The 14,390-nt window shown below is 68.2% G+C and carries 15 protein-coding genes; 5 read left to right on the top strand and 10 right to left on the bottom strand.

Annotated elements, in window-relative coordinates; translation table 11 throughout:
- Window positions 1-49: 49 nt before the first annotated feature.
- The 3 genes from ACORJG_RS07415 to tpiA form a co-directional block, all read right to left on the bottom strand.
- Window positions 50-1,702, bottom strand: coding sequence for a CTP synthase (locus ACORJG_RS07415; protein WP_427792784.1), 1,653 nt, complete (start codon window positions 1,700-1,702; stop codon window positions 50-52).
- Window positions 1,703-1,825: 123 nt separating this feature from the next.
- Window positions 1,826-2,239 (bottom strand): preprotein translocase subunit SecG, encoded by a 414-nt coding sequence (secG, locus tag ACORJG_RS07420; RefSeq protein ID WP_427792786.1) that lies wholly within the window; start codon window positions 2,237-2,239, stop codon window positions 1,826-1,828.
- A 74-nt stretch (window positions 2,240-2,313) separates the two neighbouring features.
- A complete protein-coding gene (tpiA, locus tag ACORJG_RS07425; protein ID WP_427792788.1) occupies window positions 2,314-3,063 on the bottom strand; it encodes a triose-phosphate isomerase in 750 nt (249 codons plus the stop codon).
- Between the two features lie 130 nt (window positions 3,064-3,193).
- Here tpiA and ACORJG_RS07430 point away from each other — a divergent pair, with 130 nt between their 5' ends.
- Together ACORJG_RS07430 and trpE are read left to right on the top strand one after the other, a co-directional pair.
- A complete protein-coding gene (locus tag ACORJG_RS07430) occupies window positions 3,194-5,122 on the top strand; it encodes a SurA N-terminal domain-containing protein (protein WP_427792789.1) in 1,929 nt (642 codons plus the stop codon).
- The gene (gene trpE / locus ACORJG_RS07435) at window positions 5,122-6,639 is read left to right on the top strand and encodes an anthranilate synthase component I (RefSeq protein ID WP_427792791.1); all 1,518 of its coding nucleotides are present in this window, start codon (window positions 5,122-5,124) and stop codon (window positions 6,637-6,639) included. Before ACORJG_RS07430 ends, trpE begins: the two co-directional genes overlap by 1 nt.
- Here the strand turns inward: trpE and ACORJG_RS07440 are convergent.
- A complete protein-coding gene (locus ACORJG_RS07440) occupies window positions 6,636-6,824 on the bottom strand; it encodes a hypothetical protein (RefSeq protein ID WP_427792793.1) in 189 nt (62 codons plus the stop codon). The genes trpE and ACORJG_RS07440 overlap by 4 nt on opposite strands.
- Before the next feature lie 126 nt (window positions 6,825-6,950).
- Between ACORJG_RS07440 and ACORJG_RS07445 the strand changes: the two genes are divergently transcribed.
- The 3 genes from ACORJG_RS07445 to trpC are packed head-to-tail and all read left to right on the top strand — an operon-like array spanning window position 6,951 to window position 9,378.
- Window positions 6,951-7,541, top strand: coding sequence for an anthranilate synthase component II (locus tag ACORJG_RS07445; protein ID WP_427792794.1), 591 nt, complete (start codon window positions 6,951-6,953; stop codon window positions 7,539-7,541).
- Complete coding sequence (gene trpD / locus ACORJG_RS07450) at window positions 7,538-8,575, top strand: anthranilate phosphoribosyltransferase (RefSeq protein WP_427792796.1); 1,038 nt, start codon at window positions 7,538-7,540, stop codon at window positions 8,573-8,575. Before ACORJG_RS07445 ends, trpD begins: the two co-directional genes overlap by 4 nt.
- Window positions 8,575-9,378 (top strand): indole-3-glycerol phosphate synthase TrpC, encoded by an 804-nt coding sequence (trpC, locus tag ACORJG_RS07455; protein WP_427792797.1) that lies wholly within the window; start codon window positions 8,575-8,577, stop codon window positions 9,376-9,378. Before trpD ends, trpC begins: the two co-directional genes overlap by 1 nt.
- A gap of 153 nt (window positions 9,379-9,531) precedes the next feature.
- Here the strand turns inward: trpC and lpxB are convergent, their stop codons facing one another.
- Genes lpxB through ACORJG_RS07485 form a run of 6 tightly spaced genes read right to left on the bottom strand, consistent with a single transcriptional unit; the run spans window position 9,532 to window position 14,389 of the window.
- Complete coding sequence (gene lpxB / locus ACORJG_RS07460; protein WP_427792799.1) at window positions 9,532-10,698, bottom strand: lipid-A-disaccharide synthase; 1,167 nt, start codon at window positions 10,696-10,698, stop codon at window positions 9,532-9,534.
- Window positions 10,695-11,534 (bottom strand): UDP-2,3-diacylglucosamine diphosphatase, encoded by an 840-nt coding sequence (gene lpxI / locus ACORJG_RS07465; RefSeq protein ID WP_427792801.1) that lies wholly within the window; start codon window positions 11,532-11,534, stop codon window positions 10,695-10,697. Before lpxI ends, lpxB begins: the two co-directional genes overlap by 4 nt.
- Window positions 11,531-12,319, bottom strand: coding sequence for an acyl-ACP--UDP-N-acetylglucosamine O-acyltransferase (gene lpxA, locus ACORJG_RS07470; protein ID WP_427792803.1), 789 nt, complete (start codon window positions 12,317-12,319; stop codon window positions 11,531-11,533). Before lpxA ends, lpxI begins: the two co-directional genes overlap by 4 nt.
- Window positions 12,316-12,780 (bottom strand): 3-hydroxyacyl-ACP dehydratase FabZ, encoded by a 465-nt coding sequence (fabZ, locus tag ACORJG_RS07475; RefSeq protein ID WP_003166913.1) that lies wholly within the window; start codon window positions 12,778-12,780, stop codon window positions 12,316-12,318. Before fabZ ends, lpxA begins: the two co-directional genes overlap by 4 nt.
- Window positions 12,777-13,796, bottom strand: coding sequence for a UDP-3-O-(3-hydroxymyristoyl)glucosamine N-acyltransferase (gene lpxD / locus ACORJG_RS07480; protein ID WP_427792805.1), 1,020 nt, complete (start codon window positions 13,794-13,796; stop codon window positions 12,777-12,779). The genes fabZ and lpxD overlap by 4 nt, the downstream gene beginning before the upstream one ends.
- A gap of 8 nt (window positions 13,797-13,804) precedes the next feature.
- Window positions 13,805-14,389: an OmpH family outer membrane protein gene (locus tag ACORJG_RS07485; protein WP_427792807.1), complete on the bottom strand. Its 585-nt coding sequence runs from the start codon at window positions 14,387-14,389 to the stop codon at window positions 13,805-13,807.
- Window position 14,390 lies beyond the last annotated feature (1 nt).

A 14,390-nucleotide genomic window follows, 5' to 3' on the forward strand; every position in this document is an offset into this window, starting at 1 on the left:
ATTCCAGCTTGGCACAGAGGCAGGCGTCAGCCGCTACAAACGTCCGTGATCAGACCAGACGGCTCTGCACCAGGGCCGCCGCGACGAAGCTGGCGAACAGCGGGTGCGGCGCAAAGGGGCGGCTGCGGTATTCCGGGTGATACTGGACGCCGATGAACCACGGGTGATCGCGGCGCTCGACCGTTTCGGGCAGGACGCCGTCGGGCGACAGACCAGCGAAGAACAGGCCGCCCTTTTCCTCAACCGCCTCGCGGTAGTTGATGTTCACCTCATAGCGGTGACGGTGACGTTCATTGATCGCGGTCGCGCCGTAGATCTCTGCGATTTTCGAGCCTTCAGCCAGGGTCGAGTCATAGGCGCCTAGACGCATGGTGCCGCCCAGATCGCCGCCCAGTTCACGCTTCACGCGCTCATTGCCCTGAACCCACTCGGTCATCAGGCCGACGACAGGCTCGTCCGCCGGGCCAAACTCGGTCGAGGTCGCCTTGGGGAAGCCCGCCAGGTTCCGCGCCGCCTCGATCACCGCCATCTGCATGCCGAAGCAGATGCCGAAATAGGGAATCTTGCGCTCGCGGGCGTAACGCGCCGCCTCGATCTTGCCCTCAGCGCCGCGTTCGCCGAAGCCGCCGGGCACCAGGATGGCGTGGGCGCCTTCCAGACGTTCGGCGCAGGCCTGCGGGTCGCCCGCAAAGGTGTCGGCCTCGACCCAGTCGATGTTCACCTTGGCGTTGTTGGCCACCCCGCCGTGCTGCAGCGCCTCGATCAGCGACTTATAGGCGTCCTTCAGGACGGTGTATTTTCCGACCACGGCGATGTTGACCTCGCCGTCCGGGTGCAGGCGACGGCGGACGATCTCATTCCAGCCCTTCAGTTCCGGCTCGGGCGCCTCGGTCAGGCCGAAATGAGCCAGCACCTGCGTGTCCAGACCCTCGCGGTGATAGTCCAGCGGCACGGCGTAGATGTCGGCCGAGTCCATCGCCTGAATGACGCTGTCGGGACGGACGTTGCAGAACTGGGCGATCTTGCGCTTTTCGTCGGCCGGGATCGGCTCTTCACAGCGGCACAGCAAGATGTCCGGCTGGATGCCGATGGAGCGCAGCTCCTTGACCGAGTGCTGCGTCGGCTTGGTCTTCATCTCGCCCGCAGTCTTGATGAAGGGCAACAGGGTCAGGTGGACGAAGCACGACTGGCCGCGCGGCAGGTCCTGCTCCAGCTGGCGGATCGCCTCGAAGAAGGGCAACCCCTCGATGTCGCCGACGGTGCCGCCGATCTCGACCAGAACGAAGTCCACATCCTCGCCCGCATCCGTCTTGGCGGGGTTCAGGCAGAACTGCTTGATCTGGTCGGTGACGTGCGGAATCACCTGGACGGTCGCGCCCAGATAGTCGCCGCGACGCTCTTTCTCGATGATGGTCTGATAGATGCGACCGGTCGTGATGTTGTCCGACCTGGCCGCCGAGACGCCGGTGAAGCGCTCATAGTGGCCTAGATCGAGGTCGGTCTCGGCGCCGTCGTCGGTCACGAAGACCTCGCCGTGCTGATAGGGGCTCATCGTGCCCGGATCGACGTTGAGATAGGGGTCCAGCTTGCGCAGGCGGACCTTATAGCCGCGCGCCTGCAGAAGAGCGCCGAGAGCGGCGGAGGCAAGGCCTTTTCCAAGAGAGGAAACCACGCCGCCGGTGATGAACACATAACGAGCCATGGGCGGACACCTTACTCCATGATTCGTCCTGCGCGCAGGGGCCCAGGAAAAATCGAACTGTTGATCAAAAGAAGAAAGCGCGCCTTGCGGCGCGCTTCCCCGAACTCGGTGGCGACGTCGCCTTTAGTTGGCGGGCGCGCGCTGGCCGGCCGGAAGGCTGGCCTCAAGGTCATCCAGCGACGGCGCGGTCGGCGCGGCGGGCGCAGCCGGGGCGGCTTCCGGCGCAGGCGCCGTCTGTTGCGGCTGATCCACGGCGATGGAGCCGACGGCGTCGGCGTCGATCACCGAACGCGAACCGCGCGCATAGTTGCCCGCGATCGTCAGGCCGATGGCGCAGACGAAGAAGGCCACCGCCAGAATCGACGTCACGCGGGTCAGAAGGTTGCCCGCGCCACGCGCCGTCATGAAGCCCGACGGCCCGCCGCCCATGCCCAGGGCGCCGCCCTCGGAACGTTGCAGCAGGATCACGGCCGACAGAGAGACCGAGATGATGATCATCGCGACGAGCAGAATGGTCTGGAGCATGGCGTCATTCATGTGGGCGCAAAAGCGCGCCGATCAAGCGGCGGGCTCTAACACCGTTGGAGGTTTCGGGCAAATGGTCCGCGCGGTCAGGCCGCGCGGATGATGCCCAGGAAGTCTTCGGCCTTCAGCGAGGCGCCGCCGACCAGGGCGCCGCCGACCTCGGCCACAGCCAGAATCTCGGCCGCGTTCGACGGCTTGACCGAGCCGCCGTACAGGATCGGCTGGGCGCGACCGCCTTCGCCCAGCCGGGCGACCATGGCGGCGCGCACGGCGGCGTGGACTTCCTCAATCTGCTCCAGCGTCGGCGTCAGGCCGGTGCCGATGGCCCAGACCGGCTCATAGGCCACAGCAAAAGCCTTGCCCGCCAGCGAAGACGGCAGCGAACCGGCGACCTGACGGCTGACGACCTCGACCGCCTGCCCGGCCTCGCGTTCCTGCAGCGTCTCGCCGATGCAGATGATCGGCTCCAGACCGGCGGCCAGCGCGGCCTCGACCTTGGCGGCGACATCGGCGTCCGTCTCGCCGAATCCGGCGCGGCGTTCCGAGTGGCCGAGAATCACCAGACCGGCGCCCGCATCGCGAACCATCTCGGCCGAGACCGAGCCGGTATAGGCGCCCGAGCTTTCAGCGTGGCAGTCCTGCCCGCCGATTTCGACGACGCCGCCCTTCAGCGCCTGCGCCATCCGGTCGATCAGGGTGGCGGGCGGGCACAGGGCCACGCGGCAGGCCGCAGCCTGTTCCTTCAGCGCCTTTTCGAGGGTTTCAGCCTCGGCCAGGCTCGCGCCCAGACCGTTCATTTTCCAGTTGCCGGCGACCAGCTTCACAGATTGTTTCATGCGGCCTGTCTAGTGGCGAGCGCGACAGAAGCCAAGATGTCGTCAGGCCTCACTTGCGGCGGCGGCCCCGCACCCCCTATACGCGACCCTTGGCGCCCTTTCGACGCCGGCCCTCGTCAGGTTCTTTTCGATGATCACGTACTTCCGAAACTTCGCCAAGTCGAAATGGGCCGCAGGCCTTTTCGCCCTGATCATCCTCAGCTTCCTGATTGTCGGGGCGCAATCCGACATCTTCGCCAATCTGGGGCCGCGCCACATCATCAGCGCCGGGGACCGCAGCGTCGATTCCAACCAGTTCCGCACCGACTTCGAGCGCGTTCGCGCCAATCTGCAGGAACAGGCCGGTCGTCCCGTCAGCTATGACGACATGGTCAAGGAAAACCTGCACCAGCAGTATCTCGACAGCCAGACCCAGCGTCTGGGCTTCCTGTCGTGGGCCTGGAAGAGCGGCATCCGCCCCGGCAAGGAGCTGGTGCTGGCGGAAATCCGCAAGATTCCGGCCTTCTTCAACCAGATCACCGGCCAGTTCGACAAAGACCTCTACGCCCAGGCCCTGGCCCAGCAGAACCTGACCTCGGAAATGCTCGAGCAGGACCTGCGCGACCAGTATGTCACCTCGCACGTCGGTTCCGCCGTGTTCGCCGGTCTGCAGGCGCCGCGCGCCTATGCCGCCCTGCTGGCGGGTCAGGCGCTGGAAACGCGCGACGGCCGCTGGTTCCAGGTCACTCAGGCCATGGCCGGCAGCGCAGGCGCTCCGACCGACGCCCAGCTGACCGCCTTCATGAAGGAAAACGAGGCCCGCCTGCGCAGCCCCGAGTTCCGCATGATCTCGCTGGTCCTGTTCACGCCGGGCGCCGGCGATGCCCTGCCGCCCGTAACCGAAGAGCAGATCAAGGAGCGGTTCGAGTTCCGCAAGGCCTCGCTGGTCGAGCCCGAGAAGCGCACCTTCGTCACCCTGACCGTCCCGACCAAGGCCGCCGCCGACAAGATCGCCGCCGACCTGCGCGCCGGAAAGAGCCCCGCTGAGGTCGCCAAGGCCAACAACATCCAGCTGGGCGAATACGCCGCCACGCCGCAGGCCGCCGTGGGCGACCCGGCCGTCGGCGCCGCCGTCTTCGGCATGACCGTCGATCAGGTCTCGGCGCCCGTTCAGGGCCGTCTGGGCTTCACCGTCGCCAAGCTGGCCGCCATTCAGGCCGGTCAGAACGTGACGCTGGAAAGCGCCCGCCCGGCTCTGGTTCAGGAACTGCAGGCCGAGGCCGTCAAGGCCGCGACCTACGCCAAGGTCGAGCAATATGAAAAGGCGCGTCAGGAAGGCAAGAACCTGGCCGACGCCGCCGCCGCCGCCAAGGCCCGCATCATCCAGCTGCCGCCCTTCACCGAACAGGGCCAACTGCCGGACGGCCAGCCGATGAACGCCCCGCGTCAGGTTCTGGAAAGCGCCTACGCCCTGTCCAAGGGCGGCGAGAGCGACGTGATCGACGCCGGTGAAGGCCAGTATTTCGCCGTCCGTCTGGACGACATTCGCGCCTCGGCCCTGCCGACGCTGGACGAAGTGCGCGCCCCGCTGGGCATGCAATGGACCATGCGCGAAAACGCCCGCCGCCTGTCGGCCAAGGCCGAGGAACTGGCCGGTCGCGTGCGCGGCGGCGAGGACATCGCCAAGGTCGCCTCTGATGTCGGCGCCCAACTGATCGTCCGCACCGGCGTGCAACAGAGCCGCGAGGCTCAGGCCCAGGTCGGCGACGGCGTGCTGCGCGGCCTGTTCGGTCAGGGCAAGGGGCAGGTCTTCTCGGACGCCCAGTCCCAGAACGCCTTCGTCGTCGGTCGCGTGGACGCCATCCACGCCGCGGACCCGGCTCTGGCTGCGCCGCTGGCCGAACAGGCCCGCCCGCGTCTGACCGAGGAACTGGCCAATACGCTGGCCGACCGCACCCTGACCGCCGCCGCTTCGCGCACCAAGTCGCGTAACGATCCCGCCCTGGCCCTTCAGGCTCTGGGCGTCGAGGCCCCCGCCGCCGCCCCGGCGGCGGCTCCGGCCGCTCCCGCCAAGAAGTAATGCTGCAAGAACGCGACGCCTTCATCGCCGGCCTGACGGCGGGCCGCCCCCAGGTTCTGGTCCGCCGCCTGGTCGATGACCTTGAAACCCCCGTCTCGGCCTTTCTGAAGGTCGGGCACGGACGGCGCTACGCCAGCCTGTTCGAGTCGGTCGAAGGCGGCGCCGTCAACGGCCGCTATTCCTTCGTCACCCTGTCGCCCGACGTGGTCTGGCGCTGCCGGGACGGCAAGGCCGAGATCGCGCGCGGCGCTGATGTCCTGTCGGAAACCTTCACGCCCGAAGACCGCCCCGCGCTGGAATCCCTGCGCGCCCTGATCGCAGCGACGAAGTTCGAGCTGCCCGCCGATCTGCCGCCGATGGCCGCTGGTCTGTTCGGCGTGTTCGGCTATGACATGGTGCGCCTGCTGGAGCCGCTGGGCGCCCCCAATGCGGACCCGCTGGACCTGTCCGACGCCGTCATGGCGCGCCCGGCGCTGGTCGCCATCTTCGATTCGGTGAAGCACGAGATCGTCCTGATCTCCGCCGCCTATCCCGACTCCGGCATCGACCCGGCCAAAGCCCACGTCGCCGCCGAGGCGCGGCTGGAGGACTTCGAGGATCGCCTGCGCGGCCCCCTGCCCATCCAGCGCGAGATCGAGCCCGTCCCGGCGCCCGACTTCCACTCCGACGTGGACGAGGCCGCCTTCGGCCACATGGTGGCGCGCGCCAAGGACTACATCGCCGCCGGCGACATCTTCCAGGTCGTGCTGGCGCACCGCTTCTCGGCGCCGTGGAGCCAGGATCCGTTCGCCTTCTACCGGTCGCTGCGTCGCGGAAACCCGTCGCCCTATCTGTTCTTCCTCGACTATGTGGATTTCCAGTTGGCGGGCTCCAGCCCCGAAATCCTGGTGCGGCTGAAGGACGGGCGCGTCACCATCCGCCCGCTGGCGGGCACCCGCCCGCGCGGCGCCACGCCCGAGCAGGACAAGGCGCTGGAAGTCGAACTTCTGGCTGACCCCAAGGAACGGGCCGAGCATCTGATGCTGCTGGACCTGGGCCGCAACGACGTGGGCCGCGTCTCCAAACCCGGCTCGGTCGAGGTCACGGAAAGCTTCGTGGTCGAGCGCTACAGCCAGGTCATGCACATCGTCTCCAACGTCAACGGCGACGCCGATCCGAAGCTGGACGCGGTGGACACCCTGCTGGCCGCCCTGCCCGCCGGCACCCTGTCGGGCGCGCCCAAGGTGCGGGCGATGGAGGTCATCGACGAGCTTGAGAGCGAAAAGCGCGGCGTCGGTTACGGCGGCGGCGTCGGCTACATCTCGGCCAATGGCGAGGCGGACATCTGCATCGTCCTGCGCACCGCCATGTTCGCCAAGGACCAGATCTTCGTTCAGGCAGGCGCGGGCGTCGTCGCCGACAGCGACCCGGCGGCCGAATATGCTGAAACACTGGCCAAGGCCCGCGCGCCGATGAAAGCCGCTGCCGAGGCGTGGCGTTTCACCGCGACCACGCGCGGCCAGGGTTCCGACGGCTAGGGATTGGAAACCGTGGCAGCCTGGTCAAACACTACGCCGGGGCCCACGACCATGGTCCCGGCCAATAGCATCGCCGTCGTCGCGGCGAAGGCGGCCGCCGCCAGCAGGCGCAGCGGTCTGGGTTGTTCGCTGGGCGCCTCGTTCAACAGGGCGCGGGCGTCACGGATGCATTCTACAGGGGTCAAGACGGATTTCTTCCGATGGCGATGCCCCTCTATCGCCCGGACAGCTTAACGTCCGCTTTCAATCGGCCCGACTGTCTTCCATGTTTGGGGCCGCCTTGCCTCCCCCGTCTTCAAGAAGCCTTCGCCATGATCCTCGTCGTCGATAACTACGACAGCTTCACCTACAACCTCGTCCACTACCTCGCGGAGCTGGGCGCCCAGACGCACGTCGTCCGCAACGACGACCTGACCGTCGAAGAGGCCTGGGCGCTGAAGCCCGAGGCCGTCCTGCTGTCCCCCGGCCCCTGCGCCCCCGATCAGGCGGGCATCTGTCTGTCGCTGATCGAGACGGCCGCCGAGACCATGCCCATCCTGGGCGTCTGCCTGGGCCACCAGTCGATCGGCCAGGCCTTCGGCGGCGAGGTGGTGCGCGCCAAGACCCTGATGCACGGCAAGACCTCGCCCATCCTGCATGAAGGGCGCGGCGTCTTCGGCGGTCTGCCCTCGCCGTTTACGGCGACGCGCTATCATTCGCTGGCCGTGCGCCGCGAGACCCTGCCCGACGTGCTGGAGGTCACCGCCTGGACCGAGGACGGCGAGATCATGGGCCTGTCGCACCGCACGCGGCCGATCCACGGCGTCCAGTTCCATCCGGAATCCATCGCCACCCAGCACGGCCACGAGATGATCGCCAACTTCCTCGATCTGGCGGGCGTCAAACGACTGGCGAGCGTGTGATGGACAGCATCAAGCCCCTGCTGGCCAGACTGGTCGACGGACAGGTGCTGACCCTGGACGAGGCCAAGAGCTTCTTCGCCGCCTGCCTGCGCGGCGAGCCGACCCCGTCACAGGTCGCCGCCGCCGTCACCGCCCTGCGTATCCGAGGCGAGACGGTGGACGAGATCGTCGCCTTCGCCAGCGCCATGCGCGAAGCCGCCCTGTCGTTGGAGCACCCGTTCGATCAGGTGATCGACACCTGCGGCACCGGCGGCGACGGCCAGCACACCTACAACGTCTCGACGGCGGCCTCCTTCGTTCTGGCGGGCGCAGGCCTGAAGGTCGCCAAGCACGGCAACCGCGCCATCAGCTCCAAGTCCGGCTCGTCCGACGTTCTGGCCGCGCTGGGAGTCAATCTGGACGCCACACCCGCCCAGCAGGCGCGGGCGCTGGATCAGGCGGGCATCGCCTTCCTGTTCGCGCCGACCTACCACGGGGCCATGCGCCACGTCGGGCCGGTGCGCGGCGAGATCGGCTTCCGCACCGTGTTCAACCTGCTGGGACCGCTGTGCAATCCGGCGGGCGCGACACATCAGGTCATGGGCGTCTATGACCCCGCCCTGCTGGAGCCTCTGGCCGAGGTTCTGGGCCGACTGGGCGCCCGGCGCGCCTGGACCGTCAACGGTCAGGGTCTGGACGAGCTGACCACCACAGGCCCGACCGATGTGGCGGAATGGAAGGACGGCGCCGTGCGCCGCTTCACCGTCACGCCCGCTGACGCCGGACTGCCGCTGGCCACGCTGGAGGACCTGCGCGGCGGCGACGCCGAACATAATGCGGCGGCCCTGACCGCCCTGCTGGCGGGCGAGCGCGGGCCCTACCGCGACATCGTCCTGCTGAACGCCGCCGCCGCCCTGGTGGTGGCCGGGCGGGCCGAAGACCTGAAATCGGGCGCCGAACTGGCCGCCGCCGTCATCGACGACGGTCGCGCCGCCGCCGCCCTGGCTGAACTGGTGCGCGTCTCCCACGCGCCGATCGAAGACGAGGACGCCTGATGAGCGACGTTCTGGACCGTATCGCCGCCTACAAGCGCGAGGATGTCGCCGCCCGCAAGGCCGCCGTATCGCAGGACGCCATCGAAGCGCGCGCCCGCGAGGCCTCGCCCCCGCGAGGCTTCCGCGCCGCCCTGGCCAGCCGTTTCGCCGAGACCGGCCGCCCGGCCCTGATCGCCGAGATCAAGAAGGCCAGCCCGTCGAAGGGCCTGATCCGCGCCGACTTCGACCCGCCCGTTCTGGCGCAGGCCTATGAGCGAGGCGGCGCGTCCTGCCTGTCCGTGCTGACCGACGGCCCCAGCTTTCAGGGCGACGACGCCTATCTGACCGCCGCGCGCACGGCCGTCGCCCTGCCCTGCCTGCGCAAGGACTTCCTGGTCGATCCGTGGCAAGTCGTCGAAAGCCGGGCGCTAGGCGCCGACTGCATCCTGATCATCATGGACATGGTTGACGACGCCCTGGCCGCCGACCTGCTGGCCGAGGCGACCCGCTGGGGCATGGACGCCCTGATCGAGACGCACGACGCGAACGAGATGGCGCGCGCCGCCAAGCTGGTCGAGGGCCGCGACGACGCCCTGATCGGCGTCAACAATCGCTCGCTGCGGACCTTCGAGGTGGATCTGGCCACGACCGAGCAACTGGCCGCGCTCAGCCCGAAAGGCGCGTTGCTGGTCGCCGAAAGCGGCCTGTTCACGCCAGACGACGTGGCGCGTGTCGCCAAGGTTGGCGCCCGCGCCCTGCTAGTCGGCGAAAGCCTGATGCGTCAGGCGAACGTGGAAGCCGCGACGCGGGCTTTGCTAGCCTAAGTCCTTCTAACCCGCTCATCCCGGCGGAGGCCGGGACCCAGTGCTTTGGCTAAGTACGCAACCGTGGCCGTCCCAAGCTCGGTTCACTAAAAATTGCGCGCGTGGTTCTTACTGGGTCCCGGCCTCCGCCGGGATGAGCGGAAGTAGGGGCACCTACCCCGCCTTCGCCGCGATCACCCGCAGCACGGCGTCCGCCGCCAGTTCTGACGGGTCCGGCCCGCCACGTCCCATCAGATCCAGCGCCTCGGTCTGACGGCGCGCCTGATCGGCCGCCGCCTCGGGATCGGTCAGCAACCGCGCGACCGCCTTTGCAAGCGCCTGCGGCGTCGCCTCATGCTGGATGAACTCCGGCGCGATGGACTCGTCGGCGGCGATGTTGAACAGGGTGATGTGTTTGGCCGTCACCAGCCGCTTCATCAGGACGTAGCTCAGCCCGTCGATCTTATAGACGATGACCATCGGCGCGCCCGCCAGCGCCAGCTCGGTCGAAACCGTGCCGCTGGTCGCCAGGGCCGCGTTGGCGGCCTTCATGGCGTCGTACTTGTCAGCCTCCTGCACGACATGGGCGCGGAACGGCCAGGCGGCGACGCGGCCCGCCACATCGGCGGCGACAGTGCCCGCCGCGACGACGGCGACCTCCAGCCCCGGAATCTTCGCCTTCAATTGTTTCACCGCCTGCTCATAGACGGGCGTCATGCGCGTGATCTCGCTGGGGCGGCTGCCCGGCAGGACCAGCAGCAGCGGCGCGTCCGCCGCAACGCCTCGCGCCGCGCGAAAGCGGGCGCCGTCAGCCCCCGCCATATCAACGTGCAGCGCCTGCGAGCCGACGACGGTCGTCGGCAGGCCCGCCTTCTCGAACCACGGCGCATCCAGCGCATAGAGGGCCAGCAGGTGATCCACCACCCCGGCCAACGTCTTGGCCCGGCCCGGACGCGAGGCCCAGACCTGCGGCCCGACGTATTTGATCAGCGGCGTCTTCGGCGAGGCCGCCCGGATCGCCTGAGCCACGCGGATGGTGAAGCCCCAGCTGTCGATCAGCACCACGGCGTCCGGCTTTTCCGCCGCCGCCAGCGCCGCCGTCTCGGCCACGCGCTTCTTGACCCGGCCATAGGCCTTCAGGCCCTCGATCCAGCCCAGAATCGACAGTTCGGCGATGTCGAAGGGGCTGACGACGCCCTCGGCCGCCATCTTGGGGCCGCCCACGCCGACGAAGACCACGTCCTCGCCCAGCCGCGCCTTCAACGCCCGCGCCAGGCCGGCGCCCAGCGCATCGCCCGACGCCTCGGCCGCCACCAGCATGACCTTCAACGGACGGCTCATCGCGGCTCTCCCCAGACGAACAGGCCCAGACGGTCAGCCGCCTCGACCAGACCTTCGTGGTCGATGACGATCAGCCGCCCCTCGAACCCGCCGATCCCGGCCAGGCCCGCAGCGGCAGCCAGTTCGACCGTCGTAGGTCCGATAACGGGCATGTCGACGCGCAGATCCTGAATCGGCTTGGGCGCCTTGCCCAGAGCCCCGCGCGCAAAGCCGGGCGAGCCGCGCAGGTCGGCGGGCAGGTGCGCCACGCGCCGCAGCATCTCGTCCGTGCCTTCCTGAGCCTCGACCGCCAGCACCAGCCCGTCGCAGACGACCGCGCCCTGACCGATATCCAGTTCGCCTGATTTTTCAGCGACGTGCAGCGCCTTCTTCAGGTCTGAAAGCTGCTCCGCCGTCGGGGCCACGCGGCCCAGCGCGCCCGCCGCCAGCGTCTCGCCGCCCAGAATGTCGTCCGCCCCCTCGACGGCAAAGCCTTCATCCTCGAAAACCGACAGAATCTTGCGCAGCAGGGCGTCGTCGCCCTTTGACGCCGCCGCAATGATGCCGGGCAACAGGGACGCGCCCTTCAGATCGGGCTTCAACGTCTTGAAATCCGGTCGGTTGACGTAGCCCGCCAGACAGACCGCGCGGCAGCCTTCGCCGCGCATGGCCTTCACGATCTTGCCGATCTCGGCCATGCCGAAGTCCTGTCCCGACCAGCGGTGCAGGTGGGCGTCGGCGAAGCCTTTCAGGCGAATGATGAACACCTCGCGCCCCTCGACCTCGCAGCGCTGGGCGACGCGGATGGGCAGGTCGCCCGAACCCGCGATCAGGGCCAGCTTGGGGGCCTCGATCATTCCGCGCCCGGCAGGCACAGCGGGCGCTTGCCGCCGTCGCGGATGAAGGACGTGATCTCCATGATTTCGGGCAGGTCGGCATAGGCCTGCTCGACCCGATCCAGACGCTCGGCGAAGACGCCCTGCCCCTCGAACAGGTCGCGATAGGCGGCCAGCAGGCGGCGCACCGCGTCCTTGCCGTAGCCCTTGCGCTTCAGCCCGATCAGGTTGAGGCCATGCAGGCTGGCGTGATTGCCCCAGACCGAGCCGTAGGGAATGACGTCGCGCGTCACGGCCGCCAGACCGCCGACGATGGCGCCCTGCCCCACCCGGCCGTTCTGGTGGATGGCGCACAGGCCGCCCAGAAACACCCTGTCGCCGACATGAACATGTCCGCCCAGGGTGGCGTTGTTGGCCATGGTGACACTGTCGCCGACCACGCAGTCGTGACCGACGTGGGCGCCGGTCATGAACAGGTTGTTCGAGCCGACGCGGGTGACGCCCGATCCCTGCGGCGTGCCCCGGTTGAAGGTGCAGTGCTCGCGGATCAGGTTGTTCTCGCCGATCTCCAGCCGGACCGGCTCGCCCTTGTAGCCGCCGTGCTGCGGGTCGCCGCCGATGACGGCGAAGGGGTGGATCGTCGTGTTCGCGCCGACGCTCACATCCTGCTGGACCACCACATGGCTGACCAGACGCACGCCGGAGGCCAGCGTTACGCCCGGCCCCACGGTGCAGAACGGGCCGATCTCGACCCCGTCCGCCAAGGTCGCCGAGGCGTCCACAACGGCGGTCGGGTGGATGGTCACTGGGCAGGCTCCGCCACGGTCACGACCATGGCCATGAACTCGGCCTCGGCGGCCAGCTTGCCGTCGATGAAGGTCTCGCCGCGGAACTTATAGGCGTCGCCGCGCGCCTTGATCACCTTGACCTCCATGCGCAGCTGATCGCCCGGACGGGCGGGCTTGCGGAAACGCACGCCGTCGATCGACATGAACATGATGACCTTGTCGGCCACCGCCACGTCCAGCGACTTGGACATCAGCAGGGCGCCCGTCTGGGCCATGGCCTCGACGATCAGCACGCCCGGCATGACCGGGTCGATCGGGAAGTGACCGGGGAAAAAGGGCTCGTTGTGGGTGACGTTCTTGATGCCGACGATCGAGGTCGCCGCCACGAAGTCCTGCGCCTTGTCGACCAGCAGGAAGGGATAGCGGTGCGGCAGGCGACGCATCACCTCTGCGTAGTCGATGGTGTTGTCTTCGCTCATTCTTTCGATTCCTTTGCGCCCTTCTTCCGGGACGCCTCTTTGGACAGCCACACCGTCTCGCGCAAGAACTGGCGGATGGGCTTGGCGGGATAGCCGGACCAGGTCTCGCCCGCCGGAATGTCGGCCAGGACGCCGCCGCCGGCCGCCACGCGCGCGCCTTCGCCGATGGTGATGTGGTCGCCCACGCCCGCCCGACCGCCGAAGATGCAGTTGTCGCCGCTGGTGACCGAACCCGAGATGCCGGTGTGCGCCGCCATCAGATTGTTTCGGCCGATGACGCAGTTGTGGCCGATCATGACCAGATTATCGATCTTGGTGTTCTCACCGATGACGGTATCGTCATAGGCGCCACGGTCGATGCAGGAGTTCGCGCCGATCGTCACCCCGTCCTGCAGGATGACGCGGCCCAGTTGCGGAATGTCCACCGGCCCGGCCTTGGACCCAGCAGCGCCGAAGCCCGCCTCGCCGATCCGCGCGCCCGCCAGAAGCTTCACCCGGTCACCCAGCAGGGCGAAGCCGACGGTGACGCCGGGGCTTATCAGGCAGTCGCGGCCGATCTGGACGCCCGGCCCGATGACGGTGTTGGCGCCAATGCGGCTGCCGCGTCCGATGCGTACGCCCTCACCCAGAATGGCGCCCGGCTCGACCACCACGGTGTCGTCCTCGGCGGCTTCGGCGGCGCTGATGGTGCGATCCAGACGGATCGGCCGGTGCAGCAGCGCCGAGGCTCGCGCCCAGGCGGCCTGCGCCTCACCCGACACGATGACGGCGGCGTCGGCCGGCGCCGCGTCCACCGCCGACGGCGGCACGATCACGCATCCCGCCTTCGTTTCAGCCAGCGCTGCGGCGAACTTGCGGTCGCCCAGAAACGCAATCGCGCCCCGGTCCGCACTGGACAGGGGCGCAACGGCCGAGATGACGACCTCGCCGCCCCGTAGCACCTCCCCGCCGATGTGCTCGGCGAGGGCGGCGACCGTGAGGGGCGACAGGGTCTCGAAAAACCTCGGATCGGGCATGGCCCGCCTTAGGATTGCGGCTGGGCCGGAACCGGCATGCGGTTGAAGCTCAGGGTCGGCAGCTGGGCGTTCAGGCGCTGGATGACGGTGTCCGTCACGTCCATCGACGGGTTCATGATGAAGACGCTTTCGCGGTCGATCATGATGCCGCAGCCCTTTTCCTGATAGACGGCGACCAGCAGGGGCTCGATGGCCTCGGAGATCTTGCGGCGCTGTTCAGCCAGGGTGTAGCGCAGTTCGTTGTCGCGCGTGCCTTCCAGTTGCTGGGCTTCCTGGATGCGCTGTTGCAGGGCCTGACGGCGCTGGTTCATCTGATCGGCCGGGATGGTCGAGGCGCCTTGTTGCAGGGCCTGGGCCTCGGTCTGGATGGCGGTGGCGTAGGGCTGAAGCTCGCCCTGAACTTCCTGCGCCAGTTGCTCCATGCGGGTCTGGACGGCCTGACCAGCGGTCGATTGGGCCAGAACGCGCTGGTTGAAATAGACGCAGACGCCGGGAATGGCGGGACCGGGGTTGGACGGACCCTGCGTTTGGGCCAGAGCAGCCGAAGCGGTCAGCGAAGCGAGGGCGAAGGCGCCGATAGCAATGAGTTTCATA

The organism is Brevundimonas diminuta, assembly GCF_050310045.1.
Taxonomy (GTDB): domain Bacteria; phylum Pseudomonadota; class Alphaproteobacteria; order Caulobacterales; family Caulobacteraceae; genus Brevundimonas; species Brevundimonas diminuta_F.

Coding starts and splice junctions, on each gene's coding strand:
- ACORJG_RS07415 (WP_427792784.1), bottom strand. CDS start 1,702: ATGGCTCGTTATGTGTTCATCACCGGCGGCGTGGTTTCCTCTCTTGGA.
- secG (WP_427792786.1), bottom strand. CDS start 2,239: ATGAATGACGCCATGCTCCAGACCATTCTGCTCGTCGCGATGATCATC.
- tpiA (WP_427792788.1), bottom strand. CDS start 3,063: ATGAAACAATCTGTGAAGCTGGTCGCCGGCAACTGGAAAATGAACGGT.
- ACORJG_RS07430 (WP_427792789.1), top strand. CDS start 3,194: ATGATCACGTACTTCCGAAACTTCGCCAAGTCGAAATGGGCCGCAGGC.
- trpE (WP_427792791.1), top strand. CDS start 5,122: ATGCTGCAAGAACGCGACGCCTTCATCGCCGGCCTGACGGCGGGCCGC.
- ACORJG_RS07445 (WP_427792794.1), top strand. CDS start 6,951: ATGATCCTCGTCGTCGATAACTACGACAGCTTCACCTACAACCTCGTC.
- trpC (WP_427792797.1), top strand. CDS start 8,575: ATGAGCGACGTTCTGGACCGTATCGCCGCCTACAAGCGCGAGGATGTC.
- lpxB (WP_427792799.1), bottom strand. CDS start 10,698: ATGAGCCGTCCGTTGAAGGTCATGCTGGTGGCGGCCGAGGCGTCGGGC.
- lpxI (WP_427792801.1), bottom strand. CDS start 11,534: ATGATCGAGGCCCCCAAGCTGGCCCTGATCGCGGGTTCGGGCGACCTG.
- fabZ (WP_003166913.1), bottom strand. CDS start 12,780: ATGAGCGAAGACAACACCATCGACTACGCAGAGGTGATGCGTCGCCTG.
- lpxD (WP_427792805.1), bottom strand. CDS start 13,796: ATGCCCGATCCGAGGTTTTTCGAGACCCTGTCGCCCCTCACGGTCGCC.
- ACORJG_RS07485 (WP_427792807.1), bottom strand. CDS start 14,389: ATGAAACTCATTGCTATCGGCGCCTTCGCCCTCGCTTCGCTGACCGCT.